This window comes from Affinibrenneria salicis (genome assembly GCF_008710095.1).
The window spans coordinates 324,244-338,122 of record NZ_VYKJ01000005.1; the positions used below are offsets into that span (position 1 = coordinate 324,244).

General features: G+C 62.7%; 12 protein-coding genes. 9 read left to right on the forward strand and 3 right to left on the reverse strand.

The window, feature by feature from the left end:
• Nucleotides 1-25: 25 nt before the first annotated feature.
• From astD to FJU30_RS12570, 3 genes are read right to left on the reverse strand one after another with little or no spacing between them, the layout of a single operon-like run.
• Nucleotides 26-1,507: a succinylglutamate-semialdehyde dehydrogenase gene (gene astD, locus FJU30_RS12560; protein ID WP_150435303.1), complete on the reverse strand. Its 1,482-nt coding sequence runs from the start codon at nucleotides 1,505-1,507 to the stop codon at nucleotides 26-28.
• Entirely contained in the window at nucleotides 1,507-2,541 is a 1,035-nt protein-coding gene (gene astA / locus FJU30_RS12565) for an arginine N-succinyltransferase (RefSeq protein ID WP_150435304.1), read from the reverse strand. The genes astD and astA overlap by 1 nt, the downstream gene beginning before the upstream one ends.
• A 15-nt stretch (nucleotides 2,542-2,556) precedes the next feature.
• A complete protein-coding gene (locus tag FJU30_RS12570; protein WP_150435305.1) occupies nucleotides 2,557-3,765 on the reverse strand; it encodes a bifunctional succinylornithine transaminase/acetylornithine transaminase in 1,209 nt (402 codons plus the stop codon).
• Nucleotides 3,766-4,608: 843 nt separating this feature from the next.
• Here FJU30_RS12570 and FJU30_RS12575 point away from each other — a divergent pair.
• From FJU30_RS12575 to FJU30_RS12615, 9 genes are all read left to right on the forward strand, one after another.
• The gene (locus FJU30_RS12575) at nucleotides 4,609-5,541 is read left to right on the forward strand and encodes a sensor domain-containing diguanylate cyclase (RefSeq protein ID WP_150435306.1); all 933 of its coding nucleotides are present in this window, start codon (nucleotides 4,609-4,611) and stop codon (nucleotides 5,539-5,541) included.
• Nucleotides 5,542-5,738: 197 nt separating this feature from the next.
• On the forward strand, nucleotides 5,739-6,761 hold the full coding sequence (locus tag FJU30_RS12580; protein ID WP_150435307.1) for a 3-oxoacyl-[acyl-carrier-protein] synthase III C-terminal domain-containing protein: 1,023 nt from the start codon (nucleotides 5,739-5,741) through the stop codon (nucleotides 6,759-6,761).
• Nucleotides 6,758-7,774 carry an NAD-dependent epimerase/dehydratase family protein gene (locus FJU30_RS12585; RefSeq protein WP_150435308.1) on the forward strand — a complete coding sequence of 339 codons (1,017 nt, stop codon included), beginning with the start codon at nucleotides 6,758-6,760 and terminating at the stop codon, nucleotides 7,772-7,774. The genes FJU30_RS12580 and FJU30_RS12585 overlap by 4 nt, the downstream gene beginning before the upstream one ends.
• A complete protein-coding gene (locus FJU30_RS12590; protein ID WP_150435309.1) occupies nucleotides 7,767-8,573 on the forward strand; it encodes an MBL fold metallo-hydrolase in 807 nt (268 codons plus the stop codon). Before FJU30_RS12585 ends, FJU30_RS12590 begins: the two co-directional genes overlap by 8 nt.
• Entirely contained in the window at nucleotides 8,570-9,859 is a 1,290-nt protein-coding gene (locus FJU30_RS12595; protein WP_150435310.1) for a F390 synthetase-related protein, read from the forward strand. The genes FJU30_RS12590 and FJU30_RS12595 overlap by 4 nt, the downstream gene beginning before the upstream one ends.
• The gene (locus FJU30_RS12600; protein WP_223881574.1) at nucleotides 9,856-10,467 is read left to right on the forward strand and encodes a phosphatase PAP2 family protein; all 612 of its coding nucleotides are present in this window, start codon (nucleotides 9,856-9,858) and stop codon (nucleotides 10,465-10,467) included. Before FJU30_RS12595 ends, FJU30_RS12600 begins: the two co-directional genes overlap by 4 nt.
• On the forward strand, nucleotides 10,464-11,576 hold the full coding sequence (locus tag FJU30_RS12605; RefSeq protein WP_150435311.1) for a sterol desaturase family protein: 1,113 nt from the start codon (nucleotides 10,464-10,466) through the stop codon (nucleotides 11,574-11,576). Before FJU30_RS12600 ends, FJU30_RS12605 begins: the two co-directional genes overlap by 4 nt.
• Nucleotides 11,577-11,580: 4 nt before the next feature.
• Complete coding sequence (locus tag FJU30_RS12610) at nucleotides 11,581-12,723, forward strand: fatty acid desaturase family protein (RefSeq protein WP_150435312.1); 1,143 nt, start codon at nucleotides 11,581-11,583, stop codon at nucleotides 12,721-12,723.
• Nucleotides 12,708-13,859 carry an acyl-CoA desaturase gene (locus tag FJU30_RS12615; RefSeq protein ID WP_150435313.1) on the forward strand — a complete coding sequence of 384 codons (1,152 nt, stop codon included), beginning with the start codon at nucleotides 12,708-12,710 and terminating at the stop codon, nucleotides 13,857-13,859. The genes FJU30_RS12610 and FJU30_RS12615 overlap by 16 nt, the downstream gene beginning before the upstream one ends.
• Nucleotides 13,860-13,879: the final 20 nt, after the last annotated feature.

Genomic DNA, 13,879 nt, shown 5'->3' on the forward strand with positions numbered 1-13,879 from the left:
TTCCCGGCCCGACGCCGCGCGTAAATTAGTCAGACACATCGAACGACAGGCCCGGCGACAGCGTCGCGGGCAGCGTCAGGCTTTCGCTTTCCAGCGAGGCCATCGGCCACGCGCAATAGTCCGCCGCGTAGAAGGCGCTGGCGCGATGGTTGCCCGACGCGCCGACGCCGCCAAAAGGCGCGGCGCTGGACGCGCCGGTCAGCGGTTTATTCCAGTTGACGATTCCGGCACGCGCCTCCAGCAGCAGCCGCTCGAACAGTTCGCGCCGCGGTGAGACCAGACCGACCGCCAGCCCGTAGCGGGTCTGGTTGGCGATACTCAGCGCCTGGTCGAAATCGTCGTAGCGGATCACGCACGCCAGCGGCCCGAAGTACTCTTCATCCGGGATATCGGCCACGCCGGTGATATCGAGAATACCCGGCGTCAGCAACGCGCTGTCCGCATCCGGACGCGTCATGCTCAGCAACGGCCGGGCGCCCCGCGCCAGCAGTTGCTGCTGCGCGTCCAGCATCCGCGCCGCCGCCGCGCCGGAGATAACCCCGCCCATAAACGGCTGCGGCTCGGCGTCCCAGCGCCCGATGCGCAGCGCGCGCGCGACCGCGACCAGGCGCCGCACAAACGCATCGCCCTCCGCCCCGCGCTTCACCAGCAGACGACGCGCGCAGGTGCAGCGCTGTCCTGCGGAGATAAACGCCGACTGAATGGCCAGGTTGACGGCGGCGTCGCAATCCGGCGTCTCATCCACAATCAGCGCATTGTTGCCGCCCATCTCCAGCGCAAGGATCTTTTCCGGCTGGCCGGCCAGCTGGCGATGCAGGTGGTAGCCGGTGCCGGCGCTGCCGGTAAACAGCAGACCGTCGATCTGCGGACTGGCCGCCAGCGCCTCGCCGGTGGGCCGCGCGCCCTGCACCAGGTTCAGCACGCCGTCCGGCAGGCCGGCCTGTTGCCACAGCCGCACCGTTTCCTGCGCGCTCAGCGGCGTCAGCTCGCTCGGTTTAAACACCACGCAGTTGCCCGCCAGCAGCGCCGGCACGATATGGCCATTCGGCAGATGGCCGGGGAAATTGTAGGGACCGAACACCGCCAGCACGCCGTGCGGACGGTGGCGCAGCGACGCCGCGCCGTCCGCCAACGGCGTACTGCTCTGGCCGGTCCGCTGCTGATAGGCGCGCTGCGAAATGGCCACTTTACCGATCATCGCCTGCACTTCGGTCAGGGTTTCCCAACGCGGCTTGCTGGTTTCGCGGCTGATAATCTCGGCCAGCCGCGGTTTGTGCTGCTCCAGCAGTTCGGCGAACCGCTGCACCACGGCGCTGCGCTGCGCCAGCGAAAGGCGCGCCCAGGCGGGAAACGCGGCGCGCGCGGCGCGACAGGCGGCGTCGACATCAGCGGCGTCCGCCGTCGCACCCTGCCATAGCGGCTGGTTGTCCAGCGGATCGGTTTTCGTCAAAAGTTCGCCGCCGCCTGCGCGCCAGCCGCCATCGATAAACAGAGCGGAATGTGACATTAACGTTTCTCCTGCGAATTAAGGCTCACCACGCGCGCCTGACTGCCGGACACCAGTCCCAGCGCGCGGGCGCTGGCGGCATTGAGGCGCAGGCAGTCATCGTCCGGCGCCACCGCGGCCAGCAGCGCGCGATAACCGTGGTAATCGTCGTTGGATACCAGACAAACCGGCGCGTCGGCGCGCGGCGCCGCGTCATCGACGGCGACCGTCAGGCGGCGACTCTCTTTCACCACCCGCAGTTCATCGATATCCGCCTCCAGCGTCGGACCGCCGTCGAAAATATCAACATACCCCTGGTAACGCAGGCCTTCCGATTCCAGCACGTGACGGGCCGGCGCGGTGTGCGGATGCACCCTGCCGATCGCTTCGCGCGCGCCGGGGGCGAGAAAATCGACGTACAGCGGATGTTTCGGCATCAACTCGGCGATAAACGCTTTCTGTCCGGTGCCGCTCAGGTAGTCCGCGCGGGCAAAATCGATCGAAAAAAAGTGGCTGCCCACGCCTTCCCAGAACGGCGAATTGCCGTTTTCGTCGGAATAGCCGCGCATTTCGGCAATCACCTTGCGAGCAAAGCGCTCGCGGAAGGCGGACATAAACAGGAAGCGCACCTTCGACAGCAGCTTGCCGTTCAGGCTATGGCGATAGTCGGGATCGAGGAACAGCGTACACAGTTCGCTGTAGCCGGTGTGATCGTTGCTGAGAAACAGCGTCGGCACCGCCTTATAGACGTTGAGCGTCTTTGAGGCGTGCACCAGCGTCCCAACCCGGAAGCTGTACCATGGATCGCTCATGCCCACCGCCACTTCCAGCCCGCTGACGCCGACCACCCGGGCGCACTCCGTATCCTCCAGCACAAACAGGTAGCCCTGATCGCCGGCGGGCAGCTCGCCCTGCCAGGTTTTCAACGCCCGCTCAATGCGCTCAGACAGGGTCTTTTCATTCTGCGGCAGCGTGGTCAGCCCGATGCCGGATTTATCGGCCAGCGCCAGTAAATCGGCCAGATCGCGGCGCTCCACGGGGCGAATAATCATCATAGTCGTTCTCCCCTCTTAACTGCAGAAACGCGCAACGGCGCGCGCGAAACGCGACAAACCGTCTTCGATATCCTGTTCAGGGATAATCAGCGACGGGGCGAAGCGCACCACATCCGGCCCGGCTATCAGCGCCAGCACCCCTTCTTCGCTGGCCAGCCGGGTAATCTGTTTGGCCTTGCCGGCGTAGCGGGCGTCCAGTTCGCAGCCCAGCAGCAGTCCCATGCCGCGAATCTCGGCAAACAGCGAATACTGTTCATTGATTGCCTGCAGACCGGCGACGAATCGCCCGTGCCGCTGCTGTACCCCGTCCAGCACCTCCGGCGTATTGATCAATGCAAATACCGCGCCTGCTACCGCCGCCGCCAGCGGATTGCCGCCGTAAGTCGTGCCGTGAGTCCCCACCGACAGCGTGCCGGCCAGCTTATTGGTGGTCAGCAGCGCCGCGATGGGAAAGCCGCCGCCCAGCGCTTTGGCCGTGGTCAACACATCCGGCACCACGCCATACTGCATATAGGTATAGAGCGAGCCGCTGCGGCCGACGCCGGTTTGCACCTCATCAAAAATCAGCAGCGCGCCGTGCCGATCGCACAGGTCGCGCAGCCCCTGCAGGAACGCCGGATCGGCCGGCAATACGCCGCCTTCGCCCTGAATCGGCTCCACGATCACCGCGCAGGTATGTTCATCGATCGCCGCGCGAGCGGCATCCAGATCGTTATAGGCAATGTGATCGATGCCGCCCGGCAACGGGGCGAAATCGCGCGAGTATTTCGGCTGGCCGCCGGCGCTGACGGTAAACAGCGTGCGGCCATGAAACGCATTGTTGAAGGCGACGATGCGGTTTTTTTCCAGCGAACCGTTGTCGTGCGCATATTTGCGCGCCAGCTTGAGCGCCGCCTCGTTGGCCTCTGCGCCGGAATTGCAGAAAAACACCTTATCGGCGAAGGTCGCCTCAATCAATTGTCCGGCCAGACGCAGCACCGGTTCGTTGGTGTAGCCATTGCCCAGGTGCCACAGAAGGCCCGCCTGGCCGGTCAGCGCCTGCACCGCGGTTGGATGGCAGTGACCCAGCGCGTTCACCGCGATCCCGCCGGCGAAATCGATGTACTCCTTGCCCTGCTGATCCCAGACCCGTGAGCCCTCACCGCGCACCAGAATAAAATCGGCGGGCGCGTAGACCGGCACCATCCGATCATCGAAATCGCGACGAGTTACAGCGTGTTCCATATTCACCTCGGTTTGCTCAGCGTTATGCTGAATTTTGACCCTGTCGGCTATTTCATCGCCGACAGCGGCTTATTGAGAAAAAAAACCGCGGCGCCCTCACCTAATCCGTCCTTTTTCCGGCTGCCCCGGTCATCGGAAAGTTTCTAACCGACTGTATTAAAAATATTTCCATCCTCTGCCTGAGCAGGTGACGCGACGGATCGATAAAGCGACCGGATTTTCTGCCAGATGATTAATGCAGAGCAGCTATCGTGCCAAAAGTGAATAAAATAAAATTAAATATGCCTTTAATCATAAAAACAATAAGTTACAATGCATAAGTATTCAATATTTATGCATTTATACTAAGACAGGAGAAAAAAACGTTAAAAAATCATCGTCAGGATAAAAAAGTTATTCAGAATGGAAAAAATGCGTTTTTTTATTTTTCCGCACAAAGCGGTGGATCAGACCAACATGATTTTGGGCATCAGTCGTGCAACACACCAAAACAGTGCATGCAATGCACCATTTTAGGTCATCACCGGTATTCCCGCCGACCGTTGCGCCGATTAACCGAACGACATTAGCGGAATTGCCCGGACGCGGATGGACGTGAAACGCCATCCGGCGCGGCGCCAGGCGAAACTAAGGAGAGAAATTTTCATTAACCGATCGCCGTCGCGACTTTGATGATAAACCTCGCCAATGTTATTCTCAGTGTATACAGAAACAGTGTCACCACTTTCTGCCGTTCCCCGCGCGAAGCAAAGCGAAGTTGTTTGCTTCAGATTTGAGATTCAGCGTGGATTGATACACGCCACAATAGAATGACAAAGGCAAGGCGCACCGGGAGGATTTAGCATGAAGGACCTGTTCGAGCGAGCAGTCGGTTGCTCTATAAGCTCACATAGTAATTTATACACCATATTGGATGTGTTGCCGCTTCCTCTGTCCTGGGCCTCCCTGCCCGATGGGGAAATCCTGTTCGTCAACCGGGAATTCAAAAAAACGTTCGGCTACAGCAATGACCGATTTTCAACGGTAGACCAGTGGATTGAACACGCTTACGTGCGGGAGTCCGATCGCGTGCTGACGCGCAGTCGCTGGCAACATTTGTGGATTCCCCAACTGACCGGCATTTCGGAAATCGATGCGCTAGAGCTGCAGGTTCGCTGCGCGGACGAACGGCGGCTGACCGTGCTGCATCGGGGCATTATTCTGCACGACCTCGGCATCGGCATCGCCACCTTTGAGGATATTTCAGCCCGCAAACTGGCGGAGGAAACGTTAAGCCGCATCGCGTTCGCCGATCCCCTGACCGGCCTGGCCAACCGGCACGCCCTGCAGGCGCGCTGGCAGCAGGAAATCAGCACCCGTAATTCACTGGCGCTGCTGATGATCGACATGGACGGCTTTAAAACCGTCAATGATATGATGGGCCATGACGTCGGCGACCGGGTGCTGAAGCGGGTGGGCGAGAAACTGCGCGACTGCGTGCGCAGCGACGATCTGGTGTGCCGGCTCGGCGGCGATGAATTTGTGGTTCTGTTGTCCAATCCGGGCGGGGCGAGGCAGGCGGAGGGCGTATGCCGGCGGATCGAAAAGACCTTCAGGACGCCCTTTATCATTGAGGATCAAAGTTTTACCCTCGGCGCCAGCATCGGACTCAGCCAGTATCCGCAGCACGGGACCGAACTGCGCGAGTTGATCAAGCGGGCCGATGAGGCGCTCTACCGGTTAAAACGGACGGATAAAGGCGGCTGGGAGTGGTTCTCGCCGCCGCTGACCACGTAAAAAACCTCGACTGGCGCCGCGTTGCGCGGCGCCGGCATACCCCGGCAAATTCTGCTTTCGCTCTTCTCTGCGGCCCGCGCGGCGGTTCATGGTTCCAATTCGCAACGATTAGGCTATTCTGACAGCCAGCACAAAAAACAGGTAACAGGTCGGCAACGTTTCCGACAGCCGCCTGCTTATTATTCAGGAAAGAATATATGCCGGACTATCAGGAGAAACACCAGGCTCCGCCGCGCGGACTGATTCCATTGAAGATCGTCTCGACGGGCGCGGCGCTGCCGCCTAATCAGGTGACGTCGGACGAACTGGATATTCGTCTGAATAAACCCGCCGGCTACGTCGCCAGCCGCTCCGGGATTATTTATCGCTACCACGCCGATAATCAGGCCAGCCAGGCCGGACTAGGCGCCGCCGCGCTGAACGATGCCCTGCAGCGCCGGCGGATCGATCCGGCCTCGATCGATTTATTGATCTACGCCTCGGCGATCCCGGTTCAGGCGCTGCCCTACAGCGCCAGCCATCTGCTGAAAGCCTCGTCGCTGCCGGCGGGCACCGCCTGCTTCGATATCAACAGCAGTTGCGTCAGCTTTATCCCGGCGCTGCAAGTGGCGGCGGGCCTGCTGAACAGCCATGCCTTTCGCCGTATCGCCATCGTCTCCACCGAACTGGCCTCGCGCGGCATTGACTGGGACGACGAAGAATCCTCGCTGATCTTCGGCGACGGCGCCGCCTGCGCCATCGTCGAGCGCGGCAACGGCGACAGCGGCATCGCGGCCTGTCTGCTGGAAACCTGGCCTGAAGGCGCCGAACTGTGCGAGATCCGCGCGGGCGGTACGCGACGCAACCCGCGAGCCGGACTGGAGGCGAGCGACTTTCTGTTCCACATGCAGGGCAAACGCCTGTTCCGCCAGGCCTCCGGCCTAATCGAGGATTATCTCGCACGCCTGCTGCAGGCCAGCGGCTATCGCCTCGATCAGATCGCGACGGTGATTCCCCATCAGGCCAGCCATTTGTCGCTGGAACATATACGTAAACGGCTAAAGGTTACCCCGCAGCAGTTGATCGATATTTATCGCTACCACGGCAACCAGGTGGCGGCCTCTATTCCCACCGCCCTGCACCACGCGGCGCTGCAGGATCGTTTACCGGCGGGTCGGCCGGTAATGCTGATCGGCACGGCTGCCGGCCTGACGCTGGGCGGCATGGTGCTGATCCCATGAAAATCTTCCTGACCGGCGCCACCAGCGGTCTGGGCCGCAACGCGGCCGAATGGTTGCTGCAGGCCGGGCATCAGGTTCACGCCTGCGGACGCAACGCCGCGGCCGGCGCACAGTTGAGCCGGCTGGGCGCGCAGTTTAGCCGGCTTGATCTGCGCGCCGTTTCGCCGGATGACTGCCTGCGGCTGATGGCCGACTGCGACGCGGTCTGGCACTGCGCCGCGCTCTCTTCGCCGTGGGGACGCGCGGCCGATTTTTATCAGCACAATGTGGCGGTGACCGAGCGGCTGGCGGAAGCGGCCGGCCGCGGCGCGATCCGGCGTTTTATCCATATCTCCACCCCGGCCATCTATTTCGATTACCGCCATCACCGGGATATCGATGAGCGCTACCGCGCGCGGCGCTTCGCCTGCCACTATGCGCACAGCAAATACCTCGCCGAACAGCGCATTATGCAGTTGGTGCCGCGTTTCCCGCAGACGCGCTATACGATCTTACGACCGCGCGGTCTGTTCGGCCCGCACGACCGGGTGATCGTGCCGCGCATTATCGCGCAGATTACCCGCGGCGGCGGCGTGCTGCGTCTGCCGCGCGCGGGCGAAACGCTGTTGGATCTGACCTTTGTCGGCAACGTGGTGCAGGCAATGGCGCTGGCCAGCGAAAACGACCGTCTGGCGTCGGGCGACGCCTACAATATCACCAACCACCAGCCTGAGCGGCTGGCGGTGATGTTACGCCGGCTGCTGGCCGAACGGCTGGGCCTGTCGTATCAGGTGAAAGCCGTGCCCTACCCGGCGCTGTACGCGCTGGCCGGCGGCATGGAGTGTCTGGCGCGGCTAAGCGGCAAAGAACCGATGCTGACGCGCTATAGCGTCGGCGCGGTCAATTTTGATATGACGCTCAGCCGCCAGCGGGCGCAGCAGGAGCTGGGCTACCGGCCGCGCTTTTCGCTGGAACAGGGCATCGACATCACCGGCCAGTGGCTGGCGCGGCAAGGAGAAAACGCGCATGGCTGACATTACCACCTTTGAAGTTGGCTACTGTCTGCATCCGGGCTGCATGGCGCTGCGCGGCGCCGGCTGGAAAGTGTGTCGTTTCCCGGCCCGCGTCTGGCTGCTGGCGAGCCGCGGCCGCCGCTGGCTATGGGATACCGGCTACTCGCGTTACTTTGATGACGCCACGCGCGACGGCATTTTCCAGCTTTATCGCCGCCTGACCCCGGTGCGCTTCGAACCGGAAGAGGCGCTGATCCATCAGTTGAACGCGCAGGGGATACAGGCTCGCGATATCGACGCCGTGATCATTTCCCATTTTCACGGCGACCATATCGCCGGCCTGCGCGATTTCGCCCGCGTGCCCGCCATCTGTTCCGCAGGCGGCTGGCGCCAGACGCGCCACCTGCGCGGTTTCGCCGCCTTAAAGCGAGCGTTTGTGCCGGCCCTGATTCCGGAAAATTTCGAAGCGACGCTGCGCTTTGTGGAAAGCTTTTCGCCGGTCGCTCTGCCGGCCGAGCTGGCGCCGTTCGAACGCGGCTATGCGCTGCCCGGCAGCGAGCGGGAAATCATTCTGGTGCCGCTGCCCGGCCATGCGGCCGGCCATCTCGGCGCCTTTGTGCTGACCGACGGCGGCTGGGTTCTGCTGGCCAGCGATGCCGCATGGTCGCCGCGCAGCTATCGGGAAAATCGCGGGCCGTCGCGCCTCGCCAGTCTGGTGCTGGACGATCCGCCGCGCTATTACCACACGCTGGAACGGTTGCACCGGCTGTATCTGAACGGCGCCGCCGAGATCCGCTTATGTCACGAGGGCGATCTATGATCCCGCTGTTGACGCTGTGGCACTACTTTCGCACCCGGCGCTTAGCCTTCCGTGACCGCGCCGCGCTGGAGCGTTACCAGCAGCGCCAGTTGGCGCGCTTTGCCCACCGGGTGCTGGCGCGCAGCCCGTATTTCCGGCCGTATTGCCGCCAGCCGCTCGCCCGCTGGCCGCTGATGGATAAGGCGTTGATGATGGCGCAGTTCGACCGGATGAATACCGCCGGCCTGCGGTGCGACGAACTGCTGGCGTGCGCCCGGCGCAGCGAGCGACAGCGCGACTTTACTCCGCGGGTGAACGGCTTTAGCGTCGGCCTCTCTTCCGGCACGTCCGGGCAGCGCGGGCTATTCGTGGTCAGCCCGCGCGAACAGCAAATCTGGGCCGGCGGCATGCTGGCGAAGATGCTGCCGGCCGGCTTACGCGCCGGCGAGCGGGTAGCGCTGTTTTTACGCGCCGATAATCATCTGTACCACAGCGTCGACCATCGCTGGCTCAGCCTGCGCTTCTACGATCTGTTCGCGCCCTTCGCCGATCAGTTGCCCGCGCTGCAGGCGTGGCGGCCGACCATTATCGTGGCGCCGGCCCAGGTGCTGCGCGAGCTGGCGCTGGCGGTACGGCGCGGCGAACTGAGGCTGCCGGTCAAAAAAGTCATCTCCGTCGCCGAAGTGCTGGAGCCGCAGGATAAGCAACTGCTGCGCCAGGTCTTTGGCCAGGTCGGCGAAGTGTATCAGGCGACCGAGGGCTTTCTGGCCGCCACCTGCGAGCACGGCACCCTGCACCTTAACGAAGAATTTATTCACATCGAGCCGCAGTGGCTGGATGAGCAGCGCTTCACGCCGATCATTACCGACTTTACCCGCCGGACGCAGCCGATTGTGCGTTACCGACTGGATGATGTGCTGGTCAGACAAACAGAGCCGTGCGCCTGCGGCCGGGCGAGCATGCCGATCGCGCGCATCGAAGGACGCTGCGATGACTGGCTGCGGTTAGCCGACAGCCAGGGTCGGCCGCAGGTGATCTTCGCCGATCTGTGCAGCCGGGTCATCGCCAATGCCCTGCCGCTTGAGGCCGATTATCGTCTGGTGCAGCAGGGCGACAGCCGGCTGCATTTGTCCGCCAGCTGCAGCCAGGCGGAACTTGAGCGCTGCAGAGATAGTCTGATCCGGCAGTTTGCCCGCCAGAATATCGATACCGGGCGCCTGCAGTGGCGTCTGACCGCCGCGCCGATCGCCGCGCCGTTCACCAGCAAACGGCGCCGCATCACCCGCCTGTCGGAGGAGGAAACATGATCGCGCGCCGGCTAAAGGCGATGCTGTACGGCTGGGGCGCCGTCGGCGTGGTCTATCATCTGAGCGCTCGTCTGCAGGGACCGGGCACCCTACTGCCGGACGGGTGGATCGATCGGCTGATCCCATTTTCACCGACGGGGATCTGGCTCTATCTGTCGTTTTTTCTCATCGTGCCGCTGGCTTATCTGAGCTGTCCGCCTGCCAGACTGAACTGGCTGCGCCGCAGCATGCAGTTAACCGCACTGGCCGCCGGCGGCGTTTATCTGCTGTGGCCGACCACCTTACATTACCCGCCGGTGAACGGCGATTCGCTCAGCGCCCGCCTGCTGCTGCGTCTGACCGCAATCGATTCGCCGCAGAACTGTCTGCCGTCGCTGCATATGGCGTTGACCACGCTGGCAGTCTGGGCGCTGTTCGAGCGTCGCCGCCCGCTCAGAAGCGGGGTTTATCTGTGCTGGGCGATCGCCATCGCCTTCTCGATTCTGCAATTGCGCCGCCACCTGTTTATCGATCTGCTGACCGGTGGCATACTGGCGGCGATTATCGGCCTGTTTTGTCTGCGCTTAACCGAGCGGTCGCCGCGCCGCTCGCCGGGAGTAGAGAGATGACTGATTTAGCCCTGCCTATTCTGTTCATGCTGCTGTTGGTCGTTGGCGAAGCGCTGGTGCTGCAGCTTATCCGGCGTGAACCCGTCAACTGGCATGACGTGGTGTTTAATCTCAACTCCGGCCACATCATGCTGTGGCTGTTTCGCGGTCTGGAGATCCTGTGCTACGGCTACGTGGTCGACCATTTCAGCGCCGGCTGGGCGGCGCAGTGGCCGGCGCCGCTGATGTGGCTGTTCGCCCTGCTCGCCTGGGATTTCGGCTTTTACTGGCTGCACCGGCTGCACCACACCTTCGGCGCGCTATGGGCGGTGCACGTGGTGCACCATCAGGGGGAACATTTCAATCTGTCGCTCGGCGTGCGCAACTCCTGGTATTCGTCGCTGACCTCGATTCCGTTCTTTTTAGTGCTGGCGCTGCTGGGCGTGCCGCTGCATGTGTTCATTACCGTCTCCATCCTGCATTACAGCGTACAGCTGTTTAACCATAACGCCATCACGCCGAAAATGGGCTGGCTGGAAAAAGTGCTGGTCACGCCGGCGCATCACCGCGTCCACCATGTGAATGACCGGGCCTATGCCGATAAAAATTTCGGCGGCACCTTTATCTTTTGGGACAAACTGTTCGGCACGTTTTGCCCGCAATTGCCGACCACCCCGTTCCGCTACGGCTCGGGGCGCGAAACGCCGTCGCAGAATCCTTTCTGGGCCAGCAACCTGCCGTTTCTGCGCTATTTTAAGCTGCCGGTGCGCGCCGCCGGCCGGCCGGCTTTTCACTGCACGCCGCTGGCGCTCACGCTGGGAGCGATACTGCTGTTCAGTCTGGTGATCGGCTATGTCTACCTGTACGGCTATGGTTATCACCAGTTGAGCGGCGAACAGGTCGGTCTGTTTATCCTGCTGACATGCGGCGCGATCGCGCTCGGCGGTATGGCGGAAGGACGTCGGTGGAGCATCGGCGGCTGGCTGCTGATTACCCTGTCCTTTCCGCTGATTTTTATTGGCGCGCTGGGCTGGAACAGCCTCTACTGGCAGGTGATGATGCTGACGCTGGCGGCGCACGGCGCCGCGCTGGCGCTCGGCTGGGGCCGGCGCCCGCTGGCCGGAGAGTAAGGCGATGACGGACGCGCTGCCCGCACGACGCTACCCGACCGACGGCGAACAGGCCTTTCATCAGGCGCTGCAGCGCGCGGCGCAGGCCTATCTGCGCCAGCGCGACGACCACCGCTTCGCCGATGGGCGCCAGCTGTTCAAGGCCGCGCTGCTGCTGGCGCTGTGCGTCGGCAGCTACGGCCTCAGTCTGCTGCAGCATAATCCGTGGATCTTTCTGCTCTGTTATTTCGCCTTCATCATGCTCGGCATGCTGTTGAACATCGTTGTTAACCACGACGCCTCGCACAATACCTTTCTGCGCCGGCGCGGCCTGAACCGCCTGATTAGCCGCATCGTGACTCTGCCGCTCGGCATCGACCCGGATTACTGGCGCCTGCGCCACGTCAATTTTCACCACATTTACCCCAATGTCGAGCACTACGATCTGGATACCGAAGAGAACGGTTTCTTCCGCCAGACGCCGTACCAGCGCCACCGCCGCTACATGCGCTATCAGCATCTGTACTGGCCGCTGATCGCCGCCCTGTCGCTGCCGTACATCGCCTGGATTTTCGACTGGTCCGATCGGCTGGGCAAAACGCCGCTGAAGGCGAACCAGCCGCTGCCCGGCCGGCGCGGCTGGCTGATTTTCTGCGTCAGTAAGCTCGGCCATTTGCTGCTGGTGCTGGCGCTGCCGATGACGGCGGCGGCGTCGCACGGCATCGGCCCCGGCGTGGTGCTGTCCGGCTATCTGCTCGGCCAAATGCTGGCTTCGCTGCTGGTGGTGTTTCTGTTACTGGGCACCCACTGGGCGCAGGCGGAATTTTATGACGCTCCGCAGACGGAGAACATGCCGCAGGGCTGGTACAGGCACAACTTCGCCACCGCCTGCGACTGGCAGCCGACGCCGCGCTGGCTGGCGCACTGGACCGGCGGCTTACACCTGCACCTCACGCACCATCTGTTCCCCGGCTGGCACCACCGCCACTACCCGGCGCTGGCGCAGATTCTCAGCCGGCTGGCCGCCGGGCACGGTATGGATTATCGCTGCATTAGCTATCGTCAGTTGCTGACCAGCCAGCGGCGATTCCTGCGGGCGATGGGTCGCGGCGACGACCCGAGAGCTGCGCGGCCGCGGCCGGAGGACAAAGAATGCAGGAACCGCTGAAGCCACTCAGCTATACGACGAGCGACGATCTCGAACTGCACCGCGCGCTGATGAACGCCGCCAATACCTATCTGGCCCGCCGCGGCGATCACCGCTTCGCCAACGCGGCGTTTATCGGCAAACTGCTGTTGCTGACGCTGCTGTGCCTGATCTTTTACGTCCTCAGCCTGTGCCAGACCAGCTTCTGGGGATTCGCCGGCGCGTACGGCGCGTTTATATTCATCGCCATGTCGCTGGCGGTGAACGTGATCCACGACGCCTCGCACAACGTGGTGTTCCGCCGCCAGTGGGCCAACCGCCTGCTAAATATCGTCGTCAGCATCCCGCTCGGCATGGATCCCGACTGCTGGCGCGTGCGGCATATTCTGTTTCATCACGCCCACGTCAACGTGCAGCATTACGATCTCGATATCGAGGAAAACGGCGTGTTGCGCCAGTCGCCGTTTCATCGCTTCCGCTTTTTTATGCGCGCCCAGCGTTTCTACTGGCCGCTGGTGGCCGCCCTCACCTTCCCTTGCATCATCTGGTTTTTCGACTGGCGCGATCGCGCGGGCAAGACGCCGGTAACGCCGAAGATGGCCGCCCAGGGCGCCGCCGGCTGGCTGATATTTTTGCTGTCGAAAGCGCTGCATGCTCTGCTGGCCTTAGCGCTCCCCTGGCTGCTGCTGACGCCGGCCCCGCTCAGCGCCGGCGCCCTGCTGCTGGTTTATCTGGCGAGCCAGATGCTGGCGTCGCTGATCTTTGTCGTCCTGATCCTCGGCTCGCACTGGGCCAAAGCGACCTTTTACCAGCCGCCCGAAGACGGCATCATCCGCCACGGCCGCTATCAGCACACCTTCGCCACCACGGTCGACTGGCATACGCGGCCGGTCTGGCTCGGCTACTGGCTCGGCCAGCTCAATTTGCATCTGACTCACCATCTTTTTCCCAACTGGAACCACCGCCATTATCCGGCGCTGGCGCAAATCATCGCCGAGGTGGCGCCGCGCTACGGCGCGCAGTATCAGTGCGTTACGCTGGCGCAGATTCTGCGGACGCAACAGCGGTTTCTGCAAAAAATGGGCGAGGGGCCGCCGGACGGGGAAAGTGGCCCGGAGCCGACACGCGCGCACGCGGACCGGCGCGACGGACAATGACGCCGGCCGCCGCCTGAAGA

What these genes read in the sequence shown, in the direction of transcription:
- FJU30_RS12590 (WP_150435309.1), top strand. Translation starts at nt 7,767, where the DNA reads ATGGCTGACATTACCACCTTTGAAGTTGGCTACTGTCTGCATCCGGGC.
- FJU30_RS12615 (WP_150435313.1), top strand. Translation starts at nt 12,708, where the DNA reads ATGCAGGAACCGCTGAAGCCACTCAGCTATACGACGAGCGACGATCTC.
- astA (WP_150435304.1), bottom strand. Translation starts at nt 2,541, where the DNA reads ATGATGATTATTCGCCCCGTGGAGCGCCGCGATCTGGCCGATTTACTG.
- FJU30_RS12595 (WP_150435310.1), top strand. Translation starts at nt 8,570, where the DNA reads ATGATCCCGCTGTTGACGCTGTGGCACTACTTTCGCACCCGGCGCTTA.
- FJU30_RS12585 (WP_150435308.1), top strand. Translation starts at nt 6,758, where the DNA reads ATGAAAATCTTCCTGACCGGCGCCACCAGCGGTCTGGGCCGCAACGCG.
- FJU30_RS12580 (WP_150435307.1), top strand. Translation starts at nt 5,739, where the DNA reads ATGCCGGACTATCAGGAGAAACACCAGGCTCCGCCGCGCGGACTGATT.
- FJU30_RS12575 (WP_150435306.1), top strand. Translation starts at nt 4,609, where the DNA reads ATGAAGGACCTGTTCGAGCGAGCAGTCGGTTGCTCTATAAGCTCACAT.
- FJU30_RS12605 (WP_150435311.1), top strand. Translation starts at nt 10,464, where the DNA reads ATGACTGATTTAGCCCTGCCTATTCTGTTCATGCTGCTGTTGGTCGTT.
- FJU30_RS12600 (WP_223881574.1), top strand. Translation starts at nt 9,856, where the DNA reads ATGATCGCGCGCCGGCTAAAGGCGATGCTGTACGGCTGGGGCGCCGTC.
- FJU30_RS12570 (WP_150435305.1), bottom strand. Translation starts at nt 3,765, where the DNA reads ATGGAACACGCTGTAACTCGTCGCGATTTCGATGATCGGATGGTGCCG.
- astD (WP_150435303.1), bottom strand. Translation starts at nt 1,507, where the DNA reads ATGTCACATTCCGCTCTGTTTATCGATGGCGGCTGGCGCGCAGGCGGC.
- FJU30_RS12610 (WP_150435312.1), top strand. Translation starts at nt 11,581, where the DNA reads ATGACGGACGCGCTGCCCGCACGACGCTACCCGACCGACGGCGAACAG.